Annotated in this window: 23 protein-coding genes; 15 read left to right on the top strand and 8 right to left on the bottom strand. The window is 72.0% G+C overall.

Annotated features, from left to right (window positions below; genetic code table 11):
• Positions 1–16 precede the first annotated feature (16 nt).
• Positions 17–868: a UbiA family prenyltransferase gene (locus ND450_RS08165; protein WP_253325546.1), complete on the top strand. Its 852-nt coding sequence runs from the start codon at positions 17–19 to the stop codon at positions 866–868.
• 3 nt (positions 869–871) lie between these two features.
• On the opposite strand, the gene tal is transcribed toward ND450_RS08165, so the two are convergent.
• The 4 genes from tal to ND450_RS08145 all read right to left on the bottom strand — a co-directional run bounded on the left by tal (position 872) and on the right by ND450_RS08145 (position 5194).
• Complete coding sequence (gene tal / locus ND450_RS08160) at positions 872–2014, bottom strand: transaldolase (protein ID WP_253325545.1); 1143 nt, start codon at positions 2012–2014, stop codon at positions 872–874.
• A 30-nt stretch (positions 2015–2044) separates the two neighbouring features.
• Positions 2045–4252 (bottom strand): transketolase, encoded by a 2208-nt coding sequence (gene tkt, locus ND450_RS08155; RefSeq protein WP_253325544.1) that lies wholly within the window; start codon positions 4250–4252, stop codon positions 2045–2047.
• Between the two features lie 214 nt (positions 4253–4466).
• Entirely contained in the window at positions 4467–5039 is a 573-nt protein-coding gene (locus ND450_RS08150; protein ID WP_089927616.1) for a GNAT family N-acetyltransferase, read from the bottom strand.
• Entirely contained in the window at positions 5036–5194 is a 159-nt protein-coding gene (locus tag ND450_RS08145; RefSeq protein WP_176946913.1) for an RGCVC family protein, read from the bottom strand. The genes ND450_RS08150 and ND450_RS08145 overlap by 4 nt, the downstream gene beginning before the upstream one ends.
• Before the next feature lie 196 nt (positions 5195–5390).
• Between ND450_RS08145 and ND450_RS08140 the strand changes: the two genes are divergently transcribed.
• The 12 genes from ND450_RS08140 to ND450_RS08085 all read left to right on the top strand — a co-directional run bounded on the left by ND450_RS08140 (position 5391) and on the right by ND450_RS08085 (position 18204).
• The gene (locus ND450_RS08140) at positions 5391–6683 is read left to right on the top strand and encodes a sodium:proton antiporter (RefSeq protein ID WP_218159949.1); all 1293 of its coding nucleotides are present in this window, start codon (positions 5391–5393) and stop codon (positions 6681–6683) included.
• 129 nt (positions 6684–6812) lie between these two features.
• Positions 6813–7460, top strand: coding sequence for a hypothetical protein (locus ND450_RS08135; RefSeq protein WP_089927617.1), 648 nt, complete (start codon positions 6813–6815; stop codon positions 7458–7460).
• Positions 7447–7860 carry a phage holin family protein gene (locus ND450_RS08130; RefSeq protein WP_089927618.1) on the top strand — a complete coding sequence of 138 codons (414 nt, stop codon included), beginning with the start codon at positions 7447–7449 and terminating at the stop codon, positions 7858–7860. The genes ND450_RS08135 and ND450_RS08130 overlap by 14 nt, the downstream gene beginning before the upstream one ends.
• The gene (locus ND450_RS08125) at positions 7836–8420 is read left to right on the top strand and encodes a DUF3618 domain-containing protein (protein WP_089927619.1); all 585 of its coding nucleotides are present in this window, start codon (positions 7836–7838) and stop codon (positions 8418–8420) included. The genes ND450_RS08130 and ND450_RS08125 overlap by 25 nt, the downstream gene beginning before the upstream one ends.
• An 89-nt stretch (positions 8421–8509) precedes the next feature.
• On the top strand, positions 8510–11173 hold the full coding sequence (locus ND450_RS08120) for a SpoIIE family protein phosphatase (RefSeq protein WP_253325543.1): 2664 nt from the start codon (positions 8510–8512) through the stop codon (positions 11171–11173).
• A 176-nt stretch (positions 11174–11349) separates the two neighbouring features.
• Positions 11350–11529: a hypothetical protein gene (locus tag ND450_RS08115; RefSeq protein WP_089927626.1), complete on the top strand. Its 180-nt coding sequence runs from the start codon at positions 11350–11352 to the stop codon at positions 11527–11529.
• A 113-nt stretch (positions 11530–11642) separates the two neighbouring features.
• Positions 11643–12782: a glycosyltransferase gene (locus ND450_RS08110; protein ID WP_253325542.1), complete on the top strand. Its 1140-nt coding sequence runs from the start codon at positions 11643–11645 to the stop codon at positions 12780–12782.
• Positions 12779–13789, top strand: coding sequence for a hypothetical protein (locus ND450_RS08105; protein ID WP_253325541.1), 1011 nt, complete (start codon positions 12779–12781; stop codon positions 13787–13789). Before ND450_RS08110 ends, ND450_RS08105 begins: the two co-directional genes overlap by 4 nt.
• A complete protein-coding gene (locus ND450_RS08100) occupies positions 13786–15249 on the top strand; it encodes a glycoside hydrolase family 130 protein (protein ID WP_253325540.1) in 1464 nt (487 codons plus the stop codon). Before ND450_RS08105 ends, ND450_RS08100 begins: the two co-directional genes overlap by 4 nt.
• 117 nt (positions 15250–15366) lie before the next feature.
• Entirely contained in the window at positions 15367–16326 is a 960-nt protein-coding gene (locus ND450_RS08095) for an acyl-CoA desaturase (protein ID WP_253325539.1), read from the top strand.
• A 121-nt stretch (positions 16327–16447) separates the two neighbouring features.
• Positions 16448–17374, top strand: coding sequence for a tetratricopeptide repeat protein (locus ND450_RS08090; RefSeq protein ID WP_253325538.1), 927 nt, complete (start codon positions 16448–16450; stop codon positions 17372–17374).
• A gap of 104 nt (positions 17375–17478) precedes the next feature.
• The gene (locus ND450_RS08085) at positions 17479–18204 is read left to right on the top strand and encodes a GAF and ANTAR domain-containing protein (protein WP_253325537.1); all 726 of its coding nucleotides are present in this window, start codon (positions 17479–17481) and stop codon (positions 18202–18204) included.
• 12 nt (positions 18205–18216) lie between these two features.
• Here the strand turns inward: ND450_RS08085 and ND450_RS08080 are convergent, their stop codons facing one another.
• The 3 genes from ND450_RS08080 to ND450_RS08070 form a co-directional block, all read right to left on the bottom strand.
• Positions 18217–18993: a transglutaminase family protein gene (locus tag ND450_RS08080; protein WP_253325536.1), complete on the bottom strand. Its 777-nt coding sequence runs from the start codon at positions 18991–18993 to the stop codon at positions 18217–18219.
• Between the two features lie 83 nt (positions 18994–19076).
• Entirely contained in the window at positions 19077–19238 is a 162-nt protein-coding gene (locus ND450_RS08075; RefSeq protein WP_253325535.1) for a DUF6307 family protein, read from the bottom strand.
• Entirely contained in the window at positions 19235–19786 is a 552-nt protein-coding gene (locus ND450_RS08070) for a DUF5994 family protein (protein WP_253325534.1), read from the bottom strand. Before ND450_RS08070 ends, ND450_RS08075 begins: the two co-directional genes overlap by 4 nt.
• A 441-nt stretch (positions 19787–20227) precedes the next feature.
• Between ND450_RS08070 and ND450_RS08065 the strand changes: the two genes are divergently transcribed.
• Complete coding sequence (locus tag ND450_RS08065; protein ID WP_253325533.1) at positions 20228–20944, top strand: GAF and ANTAR domain-containing protein; 717 nt, start codon at positions 20228–20230, stop codon at positions 20942–20944.
• On the opposite strand, the gene ND450_RS08060 is transcribed toward ND450_RS08065, so the two are convergent.
• Positions 20919–21353, bottom strand: a complete 435-nt coding sequence (locus tag ND450_RS08060) for an STAS domain-containing protein (protein WP_253325532.1) — start codon at positions 21351–21353, stop codon at positions 20919–20921. The genes ND450_RS08065 and ND450_RS08060 overlap by 26 nt on opposite strands.
• A gap of 193 nt (positions 21354–21546) precedes the next feature.
• Here ND450_RS08060 and ND450_RS08055 point away from each other — a divergent pair, with 193 nt between their 5' ends.
• The gene (locus ND450_RS08055) at positions 21547–22236 is read left to right on the top strand and encodes a hypothetical protein (protein ID WP_253325531.1); all 690 of its coding nucleotides are present in this window, start codon (positions 21547–21549) and stop codon (positions 22234–22236) included.
• Positions 22237–22284: the final 48 nt, after the last annotated feature.

Raw genomic sequence — 22284 nt, 5'->3', positions numbered from 1 at the left:
CGCCTACACTCGGCAGATGAGCGGCACAGCGATCCACCGCCGGAAGTCGTTGCGACTACTGCAAGGTCTCGCACGCGCGTGTCATCCCCTGCCCGCTCTCGCCGTCACGGTGGTGGCGGTCCTGCTCGGGCTGGGCGCCGGGATCGACGGCCCGCGCGCCACGCTGCTCGGTGCCGCGGTGCTCACGGGCCAGCTGTCGATCGGCTGGTCCAACGACTGGATCGACGCCGCCCGCGATCACGCCGCCGGGCGCGCGGACAAACCCGCTGCCGCAGGAGAGGTTCCGGTGTCCGCGGTCGCGGCCGCCGCGGTCGCGGCGGCGCTGGCGACGGTCGTGTCGTCGTTGTCGCTGGGTTGGTTCGCCGGTGTCGTGCTGCTGCTGAGCGTCGCGGGCGGCTGGGCGTACAACCTCGGTCTCAAGAGCACCGCCTTCTCCGGTGCCGCCTACCTGTTCTCGTTCGCCGCGCTGACGATCGGTGTGCACGCGGCGGGGCCGGGCGGGACGTGGCCGCCCTGGTGGGTGCCGGTGACGGGCGCGCTGCTCGGGTTCGGGGCGCACTTCGCCAACGTGCTCCCGGATCTGCGCGCGGACGCGGAGACCGGTGTCCGGGGCCTGCCCCACCGGCTCGGTCCGCGCACGGGGGTGATCGTCATGGCGGGAGCCCTCGCCACGGCGTCGGTCGTGCTGGGCCTCGCTCCCGCCGGGGCGTCGGCGCTCTACTCGGCGGTCGTGGTGACGACCGGGGTCGCGTTGGCCGTCGTCACGACCGCCGCCGCGATCCGCGCGCCGCACAGCGCGATCGCGTTCCGGCTGACCGTCGCGATCGCGCTGCTGGACGTGGTGCTGCTGCTCACCGTGAGCACCTGACGGCTATCTTCCGTGAGGCGCGGGAGCGGCCAGGTCGCGGCTGAGCTCGCCGCGGACGGTCTCCGCGAGCTCGTCCCAGCTGTCGACGAACTTGCGGACGCCCTGGCGTTCCAGCTCGTCGGTGACCTCGCGGTAGTCGATTCCGAGCAGCGCGATCTCGCTGAGCACGTCCTGGGCCGGACCGTAGACCTCTTCTAGCAGGACGGGGGTCACGGTGCCGTGGTCGGCGAACGCCTCGAGCGTCGGTCCCGGCATGGTGTTGACGGTGCCCGGGATGGCGAGTTCGGACACGTACATCGTGTCCGGGTATGCGGGGTTCTTCACCCCCGTGGAGGCCCACAGCGGTCGTTGCGGCCGTGCTCCCGACGCGGCCAGGTCGCGCCAGCGTCGCGTGGCCAGGCTCGTCACGTGGACCTCGTGGGCGAGACGGGCGTTGGCGATCGCCGCCCTGCCCTTGGCCGCGAGCGCGCGGTCGGTGCCGATGGCGTCGAGACGCGCGTCGATCTCGGTGTCCACACGGGACACGAAGAACGAGGCGACCGAGTGGATGCCGGCCAGGTCGAGCCCGTTGAGGCGAGCCGTCTCCAGGCCGGTGAGGTAGGCGTCGACCACCTCCCGGTACCGGTCGAGGGAGAAGATGAGCGTGACGTTGACGCTGATGCCCTCGCCGATGACCGCGGTGATCGCGTCGAGCCCCGCCGTGGTGGCCGGGATCTTGATGAGCAGGTTCGGCTCGTCGACGGCCGACCAGAGCAGACGGGCGCGGTCGATGGTCGCCTGGGTGTCGTGGGCGAGGCCGGGGTCGACCTCCAGCGACACCCTGCCGTCGACGCCGTCCGTGCGGTCGTACACCGGTCGCAGGACGTGGCAGGCCTCCCGCACGTCGTCGGTGGTGATGGCGAAGACCGTGTCCTCGATGCTCGCCTCCACCTCCGCGAGCCGTCTGAGCTGCCGCGTGTAGCGCTCTCCCCGTTCCAGCGCTGACGCGAAGATGGTCGGGTTGGTCGTGATGCCGACGACGCCGCGGTCCGCGATCAGCGCCTGCAGCCTGCCCCCGGACAACAGCTCGCGGGACAGGTCGTCGAGCCAGATCGACACGCCTGCGGCGGCGAGTTCGGTGAGCGGGTGGTCGTGGCCCGTGGCCATGGTGCCTCCGTGGTCGGAAATCCTCGTGGTTCAGGCAGGACGGTCGCCGGTGCCGCCGGTGGTGGGCGCGGAACTGCGCTGCACACCTCCCGGACGGACCGACGTGACCGCGTCGCGCAGGCAGTCGTGCGCGGCCTCGGCGACCGCGGTGGCGGTGATGCCGAACTCCTCGTAGAGGCGCCGGTAGTCGGCGGAGGCACCGAAGTGTTCGAGCGACACCACGCGTCCCGCGTCGCCGACGATGTCGCGCCAGCCCTGGGCGACCGCGGCCTCGACGCTCACGCGGGCGCGCACGCCCGGCGGGAGCACTTCGTCCTGATAGGACAGTTCCTGTGCGGCGAACCACTCGCGGCAGGGCATCGAGACCACGCGGGCCCCGACACCGTCCTCGGCGAGCAGCTCGCGGGCGTCGAGGGCGATCTGCACCTCGGACCCGGTGGCGACCAGGATCACGTCCGGCGACTCGGAGCCGGCGAGGACGTAGCCGCCGCGCGCGGCACCCTCCGCCTGCGCCAGGCCACCGGGCCCGCGGTCGAGCACCGGAACGTCCTGCCGCGTCAGGACCAGACCGGCGGGACGGGTGCGGTGCTCCAGGATCTGCCGCCAGCAGACCGCGGTCTCGTTGGCGTCCGCCGGGCGCACGACGTCGAGACCGGGGATCGCGCGCAGCGCGGCGAGGTGCTCGACCGGCTGGTGGGTCGGTCCGTCCTCCCCCAGTCCGATCGAGTCGTGGGTCCACACGTAGGTGACCGGCAGCTGCATGAGCGCGGCCAGCCGGATCGCGGGCCGCTGGTAGTCGCTGAAGACCAGGAACGTGCCGCCGTACGGACGGGTCAGGCTCTGCAACGCGATGCCGTTGAGCGCCGCGGCCATCGCGTGTTCCCGGATGCCGAAGTGCAGCGTGCGCCCGTAGGGGCCGCCCTGCCACTTCGTGGTCTGCTTGCCCACCGGGACGAACGACGGTTCGCCGTCCATCGTGGTGTTGTTGCTCCCCGCCAGATCGGCCGATCCGCCCCACAGCTCCGGCAGCACGGGCGCCAGTGCCGAGAGGACCTCCCCCGACGCCGTGCGGGTCGCCATTCCCCCCGGATCTGCGGGGAAGACCGGCAGGGCGTCGGTCCAGCCCTCGGGAAACCGCTGATCGCGCAACCGGTCGAGCAGCTCGGCGCGGTCCGGGTTCTCGGTGCGCCAGCGCGTGTAGCCGGCTTCCCAGCGCTCGTGTGCGGCCGCACCGCGGTCCAGCACCCGGCGAGCGTGCGCGAGCACCTCGTCCTCCACCGCGAAGCTCCGCTCCGGGTCGAAGCCGAGCAGGGTCTTGACGGCGGCGACCTCGTCGGCGCCGAGCGCGGAACCGTGCGCCTTGCCGGTGTCGCGCAGGGTGGGCGCGGGCCAGCCGATGATGGTGCGCAGCACGATCAGGGACGGACGTCCGGTGTCGGCCTTGGCCTCCTCGACCGCGGCGAGGACCGCGTCCACGTCCTCGACGTAGCGGCCGGTGCTCGTCCAGTCGACGGACTGGACGTGCCAGCCGCAGGCGGCGAAGCGGCCGGCCACGTCCTCGCTGAAGGAGATGCCGGTATCGTCCTCGATGGAGATGTGGTTCGCGTCGTAGAACGCCACGAGGTTCCCGAGCTCCTGGTGACCGGCGAGCGAGGCGGCCTCGGCGGTGACGCCCTCCATCAGGTCGCCGTCGGAGGCGAGGACGTACACGTGGTGGTCGAACGGGCTCTGTCCCGGCGCCGCGTCCGGGTCGAGCAGTCCGCGTTCGCGCCGCGCGGCGAGCGCCATCCCCACCGCACTGGCGAACCCCTGCCCGAGCGGACCGGTGGTGATCTCCACACCGCGCGTGTGCCGGTGCTCGGGATGGCCCGGTGTGGCGGAGTTCCAGGTGCGCAACGAGGCCAGGTCGGTCAGCTCCAGCCCGTACCCGCTCAGGTAGAGCTGCGCGTACAGCGTCAGGCTCGTGTGGCCGCACGACAGGACGAACCGGTCGCGGCCGAGCCACTGGTCGTCGGCGGGGTCGTGCCGCATCACCTGCTGGAACAGCAGGTACGCGAGCGGTGCCAGGCTCATCGCGGTCCCGGGGTGCCCGTTTCCCGCGCGTTGGACGGCGTCGGCGGCGACCACCCGGATCGTGTCCACGGCACGGACGTCCGCGTCGGTCCAGCCCGCGGCCTGCGCGACTGGCGGGGACAACGACGGGTCGCGGCTCAGTGGTGCGGTGGCCGTGCGAGTCATGTGTCTCGGACCTTCCCGGAACCGCGTGCGTCCCACGTGACTGGATCAACGAGGTCGCGGGTCCGGGCGGCTGTTGATGCTTCTCCCCGCGAATAGCCGGATTCCCGGCGGCCAAACGCGCAGGAGACGGCTCAGCCCCGCCGAGGTGACGCCACGGCGGGGCTGCGGGAGTTCGGGGAGGGCGGGCGCGGGGAGACCGGGGAGGAGGTGCGGGTCAGTCGTCGCCGGGCGGGCGCAGCGACGGGGGCGCCGCCGAGTCGAGATCGGCCTGGCGGAGGCGGAACACCTGCAGTTCGACGCCGAAGTACTTCGTCGTCTCCCCCACCCAGTGCATGCCGTTGTTCCGCACGGTGGTGGCGGCGCGGGTGTTGCCCGGCCGCACGACGGCGAAGACCTCGTTCACGTCGTGGCGGAACGCCCACTCGGCGAGCGCGTGGGTCGCCTCGGTCGCGTAGCCGTTGCCCCACGCGTCGGGGCGGAGGTGCCAGCCGACCTCGAGGTCCTCCTCGCCCGGCGGCAGCGGCAGCAGGACCGCGCCGCCGATCAACTGACCGTCGGCGGTGCGTTCGACCGCCCACCGACCGGCCGCGGACGGCAGGCGGGCGTTCTCGGCGGCCCACTGCTGCAACAGCAACCGCATCGCCGCCTTGTCCGGGACGCGGTCCATCTCCGGGCTGAGCCAGCGGGTCACCTCCGCGTGCCCGTAGATCTCCAGAGCGGCCGGCGCGTCGTCGACCTGCCACGGGCGCAGCGTCAACCGCGCGGTGGTGAGGGTTTTCGCGGTCATGGGCAGATGCAGCCGCGGGGCAGCGCGGACACCGTGGTGGCGGTGCAGTACCGCACACCGAGCGCGTCGTGCTCGGCCCAGGGGTGGGGACAGACGGCGCAGCTGCCGGTCGTGTCGGGCTGGTCGTCGACGTCGATGATCAGGGGTGTGGACATGGGCATGCGGAACTCCGATGAGCATGGGCGGGAACGGGGTGATGCCGGGCTGCGTGGTGCGCCCAAGGCGGCATCAGCTCGACCGCTGCTGCGCGACATGCCCTCGGTGACTCCACCCTACCTGGCCCCGCGCCACCCGTTTGCCCGCGGCGGCACCGGGTAACTGGGGCCTCCCAGCCCGAACGGACGGTGCACGGTGGACCCGAGCCCTCTGCTCTACACCGGTGCCGGACTCGCGACACTCGCCGCGGCGACGCTGCCGCGCCTGCTCGACCGCGCACCGGTCTCCCTGCCGATGCTCTTCCTGGGAGCAGGTGCCCTCACCTTCGCGGTCGTCGACCCGCTGCCCGACCCGGACCCCCTCCGCCACAGCACGGTGCTGCTGCACCTCACCGAGATCTGCGTGATCATCTCGCTGATGGGTGCGGGGCTGGCGCTCAACAGGGTGGTCGGACTGCGCCGCTGGGCGAACACGTGGCGGTTGCTGGCCGTCACGATGCCCCTGTCGATGTTCTCCGTGGGGCTGCTGGGCTGGGGCGCTCTCGGCCTCGGCACCGGGGCCGCGCTCCTGCTCGCCGCGGCGCTCGCCCCCACCGATCCGGTGCTGGCGAGCGAGGTGCAGGCGGCCGAACCGACGGAGAACCCGGACGAGACCGACGACGAGGCGAGGTTCGCGCTCACCTCGGAGGCCGGTCTCAACGACGGCTTGGCCTTCCCGTTCACCTACGCCGCGATCGCGATCAGCGTCGCCGGGGTGGCACCTTCGCTGTGGCTGCCGCACTGGTTCGCCGTGGACGTGCTGTGGCGGCTGGCCTGCGGCCTCGTCGTCGGCGTGCTGATCGGCTGGTTGCTGGGCAAGCTGTTCTTCTCCTCGTCGTGGCGCACCTTCCGCCTCGCCGAGCACGCGGAGGGCTTCGTCGCCATCGCCGCCACCTTCCTCGCCTACGGTCTCGCCGAACTCGCCGAGGGCTACGGGTTCATCGCGGTGTTCGTGTGCGCGTGCTCCATCAGGTCCGCCGAGCGGCACCACGGCTACCACCAGGTGTTGCACCGCTACGTGGAACAGGCCGAGCGGATGCTGACCGTCGTGATCGTCTTCCTGCTGGGCGGAGCCGCCGTCTCCGGGCTGCTCGCCGGCACCGGTGTGCGCGAGGTCGCGGTCGCCGCGGCCGTCCTGCTGCTGGTGCGGCCGCTGGCGGGCTGGGCGGGTCTGGCCGGTGGCAGGACCGGGCCCCGGGAACGCGCCGTCATCGCGTTCTTCGGCGTCCGCGGGGTCGGCTCGCTGTTCTACGTCACCTACGCCCTCCAGGAAGGCGTCTTCGCCGAGCAGACCGCGCTGTGGCGGATCGTCGGACTCGTCGTCATCGGGTCGATCCTGCTGCACGGCCTGACCGCGACACCGGCCATGTGGTGGCTCGACCGCGAGCGGCGGCGGAAGGCGATCGAGAACAACGGCGACGCGGGCGAGGCCTCCCGCACACGCGTGTGAACGCTACCCCCGATCGAACACGCGAAACTCCCTGTACCACAACAACTTCCTTTGCTCCCAAGCCGTTTGCGCCCCCAGGTGCGGGGTAGCTCGCAGTGCGAACACAAGTCGAGAAGCTGAGGAGAAGTCGTGAACCACGAAGGTACCGAGGTGGTGCACCAGGCCAGGGATGCCGCCGGAGAGGTGGCTGTCACGGCTCAGGAGCAGATCGGCCACGTGGTGCGGGAAACGAAGTCCCAGGCGGACAACGTTCTGCGCAGCGCCAAGGACAGAGTGGCGGGCGAAGCCGACGCACAGGCCAAGAAGGTCTCCACCCAGCTGGACCGGATCGCCGACGAGCTGAGCTCGATGGCCGAGAGCGCCTCTCCGGACGCCCTGTCGGCGGGGGCCGTCCGCCGGGTCGCCGACACCGGCAGGCAGGCCGCGCGGTTCCTGGACGAGCGGGGTGCGAGCGGGCTGCTGAGTTCCGCCCAGCACTTCGCCCGGCGCAGGCCGGGAGCGTTCCTGCTCGGCGCCGCGGTGGCGGGGTTCCTCGTCGGACGTGTCGCGAAGAGCGCCACGGGCTCGCCGGACAGCCGTTCCGCCGTGCAGCCGCCACCCGCCGCGCCCGTCGCCGACGTGCCGCCGTTCGCCGCCGCACCCGCGTCGCCCACTCCCGATCTCGGACCGTCGTTCGACGACGAGGGCGTGATCGGCACCGACCGCGGCCGGCAGCAGTACGACCCGTACACCCAGGACACGGTGCCTGCTGGAGGTGCGCGGAATGTCCAGCCCTGACACGGGTCTGCCTCCCGCACCCGAGCGCGAGTCGCTCGGTGAGCTCGTCGGAGAGCTCGCGCAGGACCTCTCCCGGTTGATGCGCCAGGAGCTCGAGCTGGCCAAGGCCGAGCTCCGCGACGAGGCGAAGAAGGCGGGCAAGGCGGGCGGCATGCTCGCCGGCGCGGGCTTCGCCGGTCACATGGCCGTGGTCCTGCTGAGCCTCGCCGCGGTGTTCGCGCTCGGCGCGGTCATGCCACTGGGGTGGGCGGCCCTGATCGTCGCCGCGGTGTGGGGCATCGCCGGTTTCGCTCTGTACAGCAGTGGCCGCGCCAAGCTCCGCGAGGTCTCCCCGAAACCCGAACGCACGGTCGAATCCCTTGAGGAGGACGCGGAATGGGCACGACACCCGACCAGATAAGGCGCGAGATCGACGACACCAGGGCGGAACTGGTGGACGACGCCAACCGCCTGGTCGACCGGACGAGCCCGCGCCGCATCGCACAGCGCCGCACGCAGAAGATCCGCAACGGCCTCGGCAGGATGAGGGACAGCGTCATGGGAACCGCCTCCGGCACCACCTCCACGGTGCACGACCAGGCACACCAGGCGAAGAACGCCGTCGCCGGCAACGCGGAGCGAGCGGTGGAAGCGGCGCAGGACGCGCCCCGCCAGGCGATGCGGCAGGCGCAGGGAAGCCCGATCGCGGCGGGACTCATCGCGTTCGGGGGTGGCCTGCTGGTCGCCTCGCTGCTCCCGCGCTCGCAGGCCGAGCAGCAGATCGTGGCGGAGATCGGTGATCGCGCGAGCGACGTCATCGAACCGGCCAAGCAGGCGCTCGCCGAGTCGGCGGGACATCTCAAGGAGGAGCTGGGCTCCGACGTCCGCGACGCGGCCGGCGAGGTCGGGCAGACCGCCACCGACGCGGCCAGGACCACCGCCGACCACGGCCGGGAAGCCGTCCGCGACGTCGCACCCTGACCCGTGCACCGCCGGGCCGGCCCCGATCTCCGCGGAGGTCGGGGCCGGCCCGGTTCGCCCCCGGTTCTCCCTCATGACAGGTTGGACGGATGAGCGCCACCGAAAGCGTCACGAAGACACAGGGACTGCGCTCGTTCGTCGACAACCTGCCGGTGGTCCTGTGGGAGGCGGACGCCGTGACGCGCCGGCTCACGTTCCTCTCCCGGCACGTCGAGCAGCTGCTCGGTCATCCGGTGCGCCGGTGGCTCGACGACCCCGCGCTCTGGACGTCCGCGATCCTGCCCGGTGACCGGGCCAGGGTCGAGGCGCAGCGCTGGAGCCGAGCCGCCGAGGACGACGACTATGAACTCTCCTACCGCGTGCGCGACACCGGAGGAAAAATCCTCTGGCTGCAGGAGAAGGCGCACGTGCAGCGGGACGAGTCCGCGGTGGCCCGGCGGCTCCAGGGCGTGCTCGTCGACATCACCCCGCACCGGGCACCCGCCGAGCGCGAGAGGTTCCTCGCCGCGCTCGAGAAGGAGTCGCGCAAGCTCGAGGACCCCGACGGTCTGATGGAGCTGGCGACCCGGTTGCTCGGCCGGCACCTCGACGTCGACCGCTGCGCGTACGCCAGGGCGGACGAGGACCACGTCGTCCTGAGCGGCGACCACGCCACCGGTCTGCCCCCGCTACCCGGCCGCTTCCCCATGCGGCACCTCGGTCCCGGAGCACTGCGGGCCTTGCGGGCCGGTGAGCCGTGGGTCGTCGCCGACCACGAGAACGACCCCCGCCTCGGCGAGGAGGACCTGACGGCACACGCCGGCACCGGTGTCCGTGCGGCGCTCTGCCTCCCCCTGCTGCGCGGCGGGCGGTTCGTCGCCGCGATGGCCGTGCACCACGCGACGCCGAGGCAGTGGACCCAGGACGAGGTCGACCTCGTCGCCGTCGTCACCGAACGGTGCTGGGAGTCGATGCGCCGGGCCCGGTCCGACCACGACCGGCGCGAGGGCGAGCTGCGCCTGCGCCGGCTGGTCGACCACGCCACCGACGCCGTCTGGCTGCTCGACCACGAGCTGCGGTTCGTCGAGGTGAACCCGGCGGCCTGCGCACTGCTGGGCCGCCGCCGCGACGAGCTGGTCGGGACGGAGGTGATGGACCTCGTCGTGGACGGCGAGGAGCCGGTGGACCGGACGACCGCGGTGTGGATCCTGCGCCGTACCGACGGCGCTCTCGTCGCGCTGGAGCTCAGCACGCAGGCGACCCCTGACGGGACGCAGGCCATCGGGCGGGACGTGACCGAACGGCTGCGCGCCGAGGCCGAGCGGGAGTCGGCGCTGCGGCGGGAACGGGAGGCCGCCATCGCCCTGCAGCACAGCCTGCTGCCCCGGGAGTTACCGGTGCTGGACCGGCTCGCCGTGTCCGCCCGCCACCTACCCGCCTCACCGCACGCGCCCGCGGGCGGCGACTGGTACGAGGTGCTCCCGATCAGCGGCACCGTGGTCGGCTTCTCGGTCGGCGACGTCGCGCACGAGGGTCCCGCGACGGCCGCGGTGATGGCACAGCTGCGCAGCGCGCTGGCGGGCTACCTCGTCGACGGGCACTCGCCGGCGGCGGCGTTGGAGCGGCTGGACGCCTTCGCCACCAGGGTCGGCGGCTCCACCGGCAGCACGTGCGCCTGCGTCACGTTCGACTGGACCACCGGAAGGGTGCGCTGGTCCACCGCGGGTCACCCACCACCGCTGGTCACGGGTTCCGGCGGCACCCGGCTGCTCTCGGGGGGAGGCGCCGCCCTGGGCGCACCGCGCCGAGCGCCGTACGAGGAGCACACCACCGTCCTGTCACCGGGCGCGTCGATCGTGTTCCACACCGACGGCCTGGTCGGAGGGCCGGGAGCGGCACCCGACCGCCTGCTGGACCTGGTGCGGGAGGCGCGCGGACGGGGTCCTGAGGAGCTGACCGACTCGATCGTGGGCGGCCTGCTCTCTCACGGCCAGGACGACGACGCGGTGCTCGTCGTCGCCCGCTACCTGCCACCGCCGTTGCACCTGACCACCCCCGCCGAACCGGACCAGCTGTCCGGTCTGCGCGCGGCGGTGTCCGAGTGGACGACCGTGTCGGGCCTGTCCGAGGACAGGTCCTACGACCTCTTGCTCGCCTACGGCGAAGCGGCCGCCAACGCGGTGGACCACGCCTACGAGCAGGCGCGCGGCACCTTCTCGACCCACCTCGCGCACACCGGCGGCTCCGTGCAGGTGACGGTGGAGGACAACGGTTCCTGGCGTCCGCCGGACGCGGAGCCGGGGCACCGCGGGCGCGGCCTGCGGATGATCCGGGCGCTCGCCGACGACGTCGAGCTGACCACCAGCGGCACCGGCACGACGATCCGGTTCCGCTTCGCCACCTCGCCGGCCGCGACGACGCCGATCGCGTCGCCGGCACCGGCGGTGCGGTCCGAGCTGGCCGAGCAGGAGTCGGACGGCGCCCACGTGCTCCGCATCACCGGTGACCTGGACGCCGGCACCGTGGAGGACCTCCGGGGGCGGGTGATGGCCCATGTCGACCGCCGCGACGACCGGCGGCCGGTCGACATCGACCTGACCGCGGTGGGATACCTCAGCAGTTCGGGGATCGCGTTGCTCCTCGAAGCCTCCTACCTGGCCCAGCGCACCGGCCGCGTGTTCCGCGTGACGTGCCTGAGCGGCAGTGCGCCGGACCGGATCCTGACGCTGTCGGGCCTCGGCGATGCGTTGGCGGTGCACAGGACGCTCGGCTGAGAGCGGCCTCCCGGGTCCGCGCCGGTCCGTCACCCCGTTGCGACCGGCGCGGACCCGTCATCGGCGTAGAGTGGGTGGTCCGAGGGGATCTCGCGCATCGGCGACCGAGCCAGGTGCCTCCTGCGGAGTGTCAGCGACCCCGCCCGGCTGGTCCGGACGGAGGCGGGAGCACCGGGATGATCTCGGGCCCGATCAGCACCAGCCTCGACCTCACCACACCACGCGGCCTTCGGATGACGAGGAAGCCGGACGCGGTGTCCGACGGCCAGTTCCCCGGCGGCTGGCGGCCGCTCGCCACCGACCCCGCCACCACCGTTCCCGCGCTGAACCCGCCGGACTGGCGGACGCGGGCATGACCCCGCGCACCTGACCGCCGCACCGCGACAGTCCTCAGTGGACTCCCTCTTCGCACCGGACTCGTGCCGGTGCGCCCGTCTGACTGCCTCCGACTCGAAAGGCCCGCCGCTTCATGGTTCGCACCTATGGTTTTCTGAGCACCTACCCACCGACACAATGCGGGCTCGCGACGTTCACCGCCTCGCTCCAGCGCCACCTGGCCGCCGCCACCCCGGGCAGCAGAAGCCGCGTGGTCCGCGTGCTGACCGACGCCGAACCGCACGCCGCCGCCCCGTCGGCGGCCCACCCCATGCGTCCCGGAGCGGTGGACGCCGCTGCGGAGGTGCTCAACCGGTGTGACGTCGCGGTGGTCCAGCACGAGTACGGGATCTACGCCGGCAGTGACGGCGACGAGGCGCTGGGCGTGCTCGCCCGGTTGCGGGTCCCGGTGGTCGTCGTGCTGCACACGGTGCTCACCACGCCCACACCGGGACAACGCCGGGTGCTCGAAGCGGTCGTCGACCACGCCGACGCCGTGGTCACCATGTCGGAAGCGGCCAGGAGCCGTCTCCTGGCGGGCTACGCGGTCGACCGGCCCGGTGAGGTCGTGGTGATCCCGCACGGCGCCGTGCCCGCCGACCGGCCCGCCGCCTCGGCGCCGGGCCGCGGCCCGCTGGTCCTCACCTGGGGCCTGCTCGGACGCGGCAAGGGCGTCGAATGGGGCATCGCGGCGCTCGCCGCGCTGCGCGACCTGAAACCGCGCTACCTGGTGGCGGGCCAGACGCATCCCAAGGTGCTGGCACACGAGGGTGAGGCGTACCGGACGCACCTGTGCGAGCAGGCCGCCGCCTCCGGGGTGAGCGACCTGGTCGAGTTCGACCCCGCCTACCTCGGCACCGAGGCGCTGGCGGACCTGGTCGACAGGGCCGACGTCGTGCTGCTGCCCTACGACTCGTCCGAGCAGGTCACCTCCGGCGTGCTCGTCGAGGCCCTCGCCGCGCGGAAACCGGTGGTCGCGACGGTGTTCCCGCACGCGGTCGAACTGCTCGCGGATGGAGCCGGACTGCTGGTGCCGCACCGGAATCCCGCCGCCATCGCCGCGGCGCTGCGGCGCGTGCTGACCGAACCGGGACTGGCCGCGGGGATGCGCGACCGGTCCGCGGACCTGGGTGCCGTGCTGAGCTGGCCCGCCGTGGCGGACCGCTACCGCGGGCTGTGCGAGAACCTGGTGGCGGGCAGGCTGTTCGCCGACCGCGTCGCCGTGACGCGATGAGCGACCTCGAGTTCGCCCACCTGGTCAGGCTGAGCGACGACACCGGTCTGCACGAGCACGCGGACGGGCCGCTGCCGCGCCGGGAGCACGGCTACTGCCTCGACGACGTCGCGCGAGGCCTGGTGGTGCTGCACCGCGAACCCGACCTGCCCGCCGACCTGGCCGCACTGGCCGAGCACTACCTCGCCTTCACCGCCTACGCGCAGGCCGAGGACGGGCGCTTCCACAACAGGCTCAGCCCCGACCGCCGCTGGCTCGACGAACCGGGTCTGGGCGACTGGTGGGGACGCGCGCTGTGGGGGCTCGGCACCACCGCCGCCCGCAGCACGGTGCCCGCCATCCAGCAGGCGGCGCTGGCGTGCTTCGACCGCGGCGCACACCACCGGCCGCCGTCGGTGCGCACGATGGCGTTCGCCGCGCTCGGCGCCGCCGAGGTGCTGGACGCCGATCCCCTGCACGCCTCCGCCACCGCCCTTCTCGGCGACATCACCTCCTACATCGGCGCGCCCCGCCCCGACGAGAACTGGCCGTGGCCGGAGAACCGGCTGTTCTACGCCAACGCGGCGCTGCCCGAGGCCTTGATCGCCGCGGGCGACCTCCTCGGCAGCGACGAGGTCCGCGACGACGGGCTGCGGCTGCTGGACTGGCTGCTGACCGTGGAGTCACGGGACTTCCACCTCTCACCGGTCCCGACCGGCGGGTGGTTCCTCGGCGAGCCGCGTCCTGCCTTCGACCAGCAGCCCATCGAGGCCGCCGCGATGGCCGACGCGTGCGCCCGCGCCTACCGGGTCACCTCCGACCCCGCGTGGCTCGCCGGTGTCCACCGCGCGATCGCCTGGTTCAGCGGGGACAACGACCTCGGCTCGCTGATGCAGGACGAGCACACCGGCGGTGGATACGACGGCCTGACGCCGACCGGTCCGAACACCAACCAGGGCGCCGAGTCGACCCTGGCGCTGCTCTCCACCCGCCAACACCTGCGCACGCTCCTGAGGAGCACCGGATGAACCCCCGCGTCACGCGCAGCCCGCTGCGGCTGCGCCCCGACCCGCGCCGGGTCATCACCAAGCTGTTCGTGCCGGGCGAGGAGGTGCCCGAGCACGAGTCGCGGTCGGCGGCCGTCATCCGGCGGGTGATGGCGCTGGACGAGCCGGCCGCGTGCGCGGCGCTCGACCGCACGGTCCGCTTGTTCGCCGGACGGCACCGGAACGTCTGCGGGACCTTCGCGGACAACTTCGCGAGCGTCAGCCACCGGCTGTCCGCGGACGCCGAGCTCTCCGAGTCCCGCCGTCTCCTGATCGGCGCCTACTTCACCCACGAGTACGCCGTCGAGGGTGCCGCGCTGTGCAACCCGTCCATGGTCGCCCACCCCGACCAGAGCGGGATGGCACAGGGGCAGCTGCGGTTCGTGCTGAGCGTGCGCGGCATCGGCGAGGGGCACCTGTCCTCGATCGGCTTCCGCACCGGGGTGGCGGGCCCGGGCGGTGTGCTCACCGTGGATTCGCAGCCGGGCGTCATCAGCACCGGGCTGCGCACGGACTCGATCCACGACAAGGGTCTCTTCCTCGGCAAGCTCGCCGAGCGGGGCCACGACGACGAGGTGTCGGCCGTGCTCAGCCGGTGGTTGCCCGCGCGGTTCACCGGAGCGGAGCTCGACGAGCTGCTGGCCGGCCTGCACCCCAAGCTGGTCGCCAGGCAGGCGGCTCACCGGACGGTCGAGCTGGTCAGGTGGATCGCCGCGTGCAACTACACCACCGACTTCCCGGAGGACTCCGCGGTCAGCGGCCGGGTGCTCTGGCCGACCGGCCCGTCGGAACGCCACGGCATGGAAGACGCGCGGTTCGTGCGCTTCTCCGACGACGACGGCTCGCAGACCTACTACGCGACCTACACGGCCTACGACGGAGTCGACGTGGCGCCGCAACTGTTGCAGACAGACGACTTCCGCACGTTCCGGATCACACAGCTGACCGGTCCCGCCGCGCGCAACAAGGGAATGGCGCTGTTCCCCCGCCGCATCGGCGGCAGGTTCGCCGCCTTGTCCCGCGCTGACGGCGAGAGCACGGCTGTGACGACGTCCGACGACCTCAAGTCGTGGAACGAACCCCGGTCCGTGGCGGCGCCGGGCAGGGACTGGGACCTCGTCCAGGTCGGCAACTGCGGCTCGCCGGTCGAGACCCCCGAGGGCTGGCTCGTCCTCACCCACGGGGTCGGTCCGATGCGGCTCTACTCGATGGGAGCGATGCTGCTCGACCTCGACGACCCGACGAAGGTGCTCGCCACGCTGCCGGAGCCGCTGCTGACGCCGAACGCCGCTGAGCGCGACGGTTACGTGCCCAACGTCGTCTACTCGTGCGGCGGTCTGCTGCACGGCGACACCCTCGTGATCCCGTACGGCGCGAGCGACGCGACCATCGGCCTCGCCACCACCTCGGTGGGCGACGTGCTCGCCGCGATGGCGCCGTGAGATCGTTACGCGCCTGTTTGAAGGTGGCGGGGCAACGGGTAAGCCCTTCTGACTGACATCACCGTTCGCCCGAGACCCCGGCGGCACCGACAAGATCGCCGTCCGGAGGTTCGCGACGTGACCACGACAGTGCCCCGCACGCAGTCCGCACCCCAGCCGCTGCTCGCGGGGGAGAACTCCCCGTTCGAGAGATTCCTGGTCAAGCTCTTCGCGGTCGTTCCCGCGCTGGCGCTCGCCGTCGCGGTGCCGTTCGCGTGGGGCTGGGGTCTGGGCTGGACCGATGTGGGTCTCGCCGTGTCCTTCTACACCCTCACCTGCCTCGGCGTGACCGTCGGTTTCCACCGCTACTTCACCCACGGCGCGTTCAAGGCCACCCGGGCGCTGCGGATCGGGCTCGCGATGATCGGCAGCATGGCCATGCAGGGACCGGTCATCGGCTGGGTCGCCGACCACCGCCGCCACCACGCCTTCGCCGACCGCGAGGGCGACCCGCACTCCCCCTGGCTGTTCGGCACGTCGGCCACGGCGCTGGCCAAGGGCTTCTGGCACGCGCACATGGGCTGGATGTTCCGCCGCGACCTGACCAACGCCGCCCGCTTCGCACCGGACCTGGAGGCCGATCCCGACCTCCAGCGGGTCAACCGCCTGTTCCCCGCGCTGACGGCCGTCACCCTCCTCGCGCCCGCCGTGGCCGGAGGGCTGATCAGCTGGAGCTGGTGGGGTGCGCTCACGGCGTTCTTCTGGGCGAGCCTCGTGCGGGTGGCCGTGCTGCACCACGTCACGTGGTCGGTCAACTCGATCTGCCACATGATCGGCGACCGGCCGTTCGAGGCGCGCGACAAGTCCGCGAACTTCTGGCCCCTGGCGATCCTGTCCATGGGCGAGTCCTGGCACAACTCCCACCACGCCGATCCCACGTGCGCACGGCACGGAGTCCGTCGTGGTCAGATCGACATCTCCGCGCGGCTGATCCGCGTGTTCGAGCTGCTCGGCTGGGCGACCGCCGTGCGCTGGCCGAAGCCGGAGCGCCTGGCACGCAAGCTGAAGTCGGCCAGCAACGCCCGAACGGCGGCGTGAGCCGGTCCGGTACCGCACTAAGGTCACCTGTGCGCCTGGCCCGGTCAGGTGAGAACTCCACGACCGCCCCGGCCCCCGGCGGTGCATCGTCCACCCCACCCGGTCTGGAGTGTTGCCCGCGATGATGGGTCTGTCCGACGTCACCCGGCTGGAACAGCACACCCGCGCGCTGCGCGAGATGGACTACCGCCACGGGGGTGAGTCTTGCCTGGACCGGGTGCGAACGCAGATCCGCGAGAACCTCCCGTTGCTCGTCGCCCTCGCGCCGGACGACGTCCGGCGGCGATTGCACATCGCTCTGGCCGACCTGCGCAACCTCGCCGGCTGGGTGTCGTTCGACGCCGGTCAGGTCACCGCGGCGCACAACCACTTCGCGCACGCGTTGGCACTCGCCGGAGTAGCCCGGGACGACGGTCTGCTCGCGAACGTGTGCTACCGGCTCGGCCGGGTGTACCTGCACCACGGGAACCTCGACGAGGCGTTGCGGTACTTCGACCTCGGCCGCCTCGCGGCGGCGCGCTCCGGCGACCGGCTCGCGGCCAGCATCCTGACCGTCAACGCGGCGTGGGCGTGTGCGCAGAAGGGCGCCGAGCACCACGCGCTGACGTTGCTCGACCGCGGCCGGGAGCAGTTCGGCGCCGCGGACCGCACCGAGGTGGCCGGCTGGGCGATGTTCTTCACCGAGCCAGACCTCTCGGCCATGGCGGGCGCGGTGCACTCGGCCCTGGTGGACACCGCGGGGCTGCACCACGCGCGCACCGCCGTGCCGCTGCTCGTCACGGCGGTCGACGGCTACGGCGAGGACATGCTCCGAAGCCGGGTCCTCAGCCTGATCCTGCTGTCCACCGGCCAGCTCGTCGAAGGAGACGTCGACGTCGGCGTCGCCACCGGCCTGCGAGCACTCGAGTCGGCGGCCACCGTCGGTTCGGCCCGGATGCGCGACCGCTTCCGCCCTCTCGCCGCGCAAGCGCGCAGGCACCCGTCCCACACCGGAGCACTCGACCTCGCCGATCTCGTCGACGCGAGAACCACAACAGCGGCACCATGAACCACGAGCACGCGGTCGCGCTGCCGGCATCCGGGTTCCCGCCGCGGCGGTCCGGTCTCCGAAGAACCCGATCGCCCCCGCAAAGACGAACCGAGGTGGCTCACATGCTCGTGGAGAACCTGGCCGAGACGTTCGTCGAGCTCGCCGACACCCTGGTCGCGGACTTCGACCCGGTCGAGTTCATGCACCTGCTGGCTGACCGCTGCGTCACGACCCTGGGAGTGGACGCGGCCGGCATCCTGCTCGTCGACGACCAAGGCGAACTGCAGGTGGTCGGTGCCTCCAGCGAACGTGCGCGCGTGCTGGAACTGTTCGAGCTGCAGCACAGGCAGGGCCCGTGCATGGAGTGTTACCTGAGCAGCGAACCGCTCACGGTCGCCGGGTTCAGCGAGCCGCGCCAGCGGTGGCCGGAGTTCTCCGCGGCGGCGGTGACGGCGGGGTTCGGCGCGGTGCACGCCGTGCCGATGCGGCTGCGCGAGCAGACGGTGGGCGCGCTGAACCTCTTCACCGTCGCGGACAGCGCGCTCGGCGACACGCGGGCCAGGGTGGCGAGGGCGATGGCGGACGTGGCCACCATCGGCCTGCTCCAGTCACAGATCATCAGTGGCCGGGAGCTGCTCGCGGAGCAGCTGCGGCACGCCCTGCGGAGCAGGGTCCTCATCGAGCAGGCCAAAGGTGTGCTCGCCGAGCGCCTGCAGGTCGACATGGGCGAGGCGTTCGACCTCCTGCGCCACCACGCGAGGAGCAACCGCCTGCACCTGAGCCTGGTGGCACAGGACGTCGTCGACGGCACGATCGACACGACCGTGCTGACGGCCGGCAGGTCGTGACAGCCGGCGGCCTCATCGCCAGGCGGGAGCATTGTCCTCCTCGGCGTGGACGACCATCGACTCCAGCACAGGGCCTCCGAAGGTGGTGACCATGGGGACGTCCGCGGCATCCCTGCCTCTGCCGATCACGACCCTGCCCTTGCGGGGCACGCCGTTGCGCGGGTCGAAGGTCCACCAGCGGTCTCCCAGCCAGACCTCCATCCACGCCGCGAAGTCCATCGGCGCGCCGTCCGGCGGCACGTCCAGGTCGGGCAGGTAGCCGAACACGTAGCGGGCGGGAATGTTGAGAGCACGGCAGAACGAGATCGCCAGGTGCGTGAAGTCCCGGCACACCCCGATCCCCGTGGCGTTGACGTCGGCCGCGGTGGACAACACCGTGGAGGTGCCGTACCCGAACTCCAGTGACTCGTGCACGTGCCGGCAGATCGCCCGGACCCTGCCGTAGCCCGGCGGATGCGCGCCGAACCTCGACCAGGCCTCGTCGCCGAGCACGTCGGACACGCAGTAGCGGCTGGGCAACGTGTACAGCAGCACTTCGCCGGGGAGGTCGTCGGGCCACCTCTCCGGAGCGTTCTCGTCGACGTCCTCGACGTGATCGGGCACGTCCGCCCAGGCCGAATAGCGCACTGTGGACAGTCCGGGCGGCAGCACCAGACGCGCGAGCCAGTTGCCGTACACGTCGAAGTGGTCGCGCACGGGAACCTCGGGCTCGGCGAACAGGTTCTCGCCGCTCACCCGCACGTGGTTCTGCCGGTCCGGTCTCACCATGAAGACCGCCGGTGTGGGCACCTCGGCACGGTAGGTGAACGCACAACCGACGCGGAGCAGGCGAGTGCCCCGCGTCGATCGCGCCTCGCCGCTGTGGCGGGAGGTCAACGCACCCGCTCGGGGACGTGGTCGAGCGCGCGCAACACGTGCACGGCCAGGTCCCGCGCGGCCTTGTCGCCGAGCTCGGTGCGGCCGGTCAGCACGTCCTCCACCACCTTGAGCCGGCGCTCGTAGGAGGAGGTGAAGGTGGAAGTCGGTTCGGTCATCGTGCTTCTCTCGTCTTCTGCTGGGGTATCCGGCCGCCCTCGCCCTCCCAGTTGTCCACAGTGGACCCCTCGGCCTCCTCGGACCTCCGGACGCCGGTGCGGAGCAGGGCCTCGACGGTGTCGGCGTTGTCGCGCTGGACGGCGGACATCATCGTGTGGTGGGCGGCGGACGGCTCGGTGTCCGGTGGGACGACGAGCAACGCGATGCGGCGCCGGTCACCCGCGACGAGGTCCAGGGTGTGCGCCGGCCGGGACCAGAACCCGCTGAGGCGGACGCGGACGCCGTCCACCGCGATCTGACGCGGGGCCATGTCCCAGTCCGTCAGGGTGTAGCTCACCCGCGGGATGTCGCCCAGCCGAACTGCCAGCACCGCGAGCAGTGCGGGCAGTTCGGCGGCGAGGTCCCGGGAACGCGGCCACCACGCACCGTCGACATATCCCGTGGTGAGCGCCTTCGGCCGCAACCGCAGTCGCAGTTGGTGGTGCCGAGGCCGCTCGGTGGCCGTGACGGCCGGTGGGGCGATGGACTGGTGCGGAGCCGACGTCATGCCGGAACTCCCGTCTCCGGCCGGAAAAAAATGGCCGGTTGAGGTTTCGCCGAGCACGACCTGAGCTTGACCGCACAGATGCGAAATGTTCTCGGCAAAAATGACCCTACACGCTTTTCCTGCACCAGACCGATTGTGAGCCCACTATTTCCGAGTTCCGTTCTCCCGTCAGAACTCGACCGTTCGGCCGCACGGCTCCGGCTCGGCTGTCGGCGCGGCCCGGTGCGGATCCACGAGAAGTCGCCGAAGAGTGTCCGGCCCGCGCTTTCGGCGCTAAGCTGGGAAAACCGCCAGGACCCAGCGGCAGCTCCGCTCTCGTGAGAAGACGTCGGTGAGCGCCGCGGGCGAACGTGGTGAGACCTCGGTGCCGGATCAGTCAGCGGGAGTGGCGACCACGACGACTGAGAGGTGACCGAGGTGCCGGACCACCAGGTGGCACAAATGTTCATCGAACTCGCCGATGCGCTCGTGGAGCGTTTCGACAGCATCGAGTTCCTGCACCTCCTGGCCGAGCGCAGCGTCCGGCTGCTGCCGGTGGACGCGGCGGGAATCCTGCTGGCCGACGAGCACGGAGCGCTCGAACTGGTGGCCGCGTCCAGCAGGCTGGCTCGTCCGCTCGAGCACTTCCTCCTGCAGAGCGCGGACGGACCGTCCGAGGAGTCGTTCCACTCAGGACAGACGGTGCGGTGCCCCGACCTGAGAGCGCTGCCACCGCGCTGGCCCCGGTTCGCCTCCGCGGCGGTGAAGCTCGGGTTCCTCGCGGTCGACACCGTACCCATGCGCCTGCGCGGCGAGGTGGTCGGTTCGCTCAACCTGTTCCGGACGTCAGCGGGCGCGTTGCCCGCCGAGGCGGAAACCCTCGCGCGGTCCTTCGCGAACGTGGCGACGATCAGCCTGTTCCAGGTGCGTCCGGGCGCGGCCACCCGGGCGGTAGCCGAGCACCTGGAGACGGCGCTGTCCGACCTCGTCGTGATCGAGCAGGCCAAAGGCCTGCTGACCGAGCGGCTCGAGATCGGTGTCGCGGACGCCTTGTCCCTCATGCGCAACTACGCGCGCAACACCGGTCAGCTGCTGTCGGACGTCGCCAGGCAGGTCACCGAGCGCTCACCGGCGGTCTCCGGGCTGACGAGGATCAGCAAACCGCATCCTCGCTGGTGAGACGGGCGCGCCCGCACGCCAGCGCCTCGTCCACGTCGAGGTGGAGGTCCAGCACACCCGTCAACCCGGTGATGATCAGCGGCAGCCGCACCGGCCGAGTGCGCGCGACGACGCACAGCACCGTGCCCCTCAGCTGCGCCCTCTCCCTGACGACGACCAGGACGGTGAGTCCGGCCGCGCAGAGGAGATCCACCTCGCCGAGGTCGAGGACCAGGTGATGGTCGGACCGCAGCTGTTCGTCGATCCGGTTGTGCAGCACTGAGCAGCTGCTCGTGTCCACCTCGCCGTGCACGGCGAGGACGACCGCTCCTGTGGGGGCGGTCCACTCGGCGATGGCGAGAAGGTCGGTGGGGCGACTGCTTGCCTGAACGGCCCGCGAGCCTGCGGCGCTGGTGAGATCGGTGTGCACCTGGGAGCCTTCCTCGACGGCTGACGCTACGCCGGGGTCCAGGGCACGTGCCGGAAACGGTACACCCCTGCGCGGAACTTCCGAAAGCGCTGCGGGCCGCACGACCTCCCGGACAAGACGATCCAGTCCACTGTGGATGATCGACGACACCGGCCGCGCGGCGGTGGAGTAGCGTCGGGCCATCAACGACTCGGTGAACGAAGAGGGACCCGCCCAGAGCTCCACCCGGATCACGGGGAGGATTCGCGCGGGCGCCGCCGTGGTGATGGCCCTGCTCGCGCTCCTCGCCGTGGTGCTGGCGGTGGTGCTCGGTGCCGACCACGCGGGCGTCGTGCTGCTGGGGGCGCTCGGCTGGTTCGTCGCCCTGGCGGCCCGGCTGCCGGTGCTGGGTTCCGCCGGGAGGCTGCACGCCCTCCGACGGCGCGAGACCATCATCGCGCTGGTGTCCGGCGCCACCGACGAGGTGGTCCGGCTCGCTGTGGTCCTGGTCGCCGTCAGCGGTGTGGAGTCGGCGCTCTGGGCAGGGTTCGGCTGGGCGCTGGCCCAGCTCGTCTTCACCGCCGCCACCGAGCTGCCGAAGTTCAGCTGGCCCGTCGGCCGGCAGGCGGCTGAACAGCTCAAAGCACAGGGTGGGTTCGTCAGCACGCATCCGCTCCACAGCGCGGTGCGCGGCGTCACGGCGATCTCGTTCCACCTCGGGGCGACCCTGCTGCTGAGCGCCGGGCTGTGGTGGGTGGCGGTGACCGCGTCCGCGCACGTCCTGGTGAACATCGGATTCGCCCGCTGGGCCGGGAAGCGGCTCGTGGCGGTCGAAGTGTTCGCCGTCGTCGTGGGCGCGGTGGTGCTGGTGGCAGGACTGGCCGGTGCCGATGTGCTCGGCTGACGGCCCTGGAGAGAGCGTGCGCCGGGGGACGCACGCTCCCGTGGAGCG

The organism is Lentzea sp. HUAS12 (assembly GCF_024125735.1).
Classification (GTDB): domain Bacteria; phylum Actinomycetota; class Actinomycetes; order Mycobacteriales; family Pseudonocardiaceae; genus Lentzea; species Lentzea albida.
The sequence above is the reverse complement of the archived record's forward strand: the minus strand, read 5'-3'. Positions and strand labels throughout refer to the sequence as shown.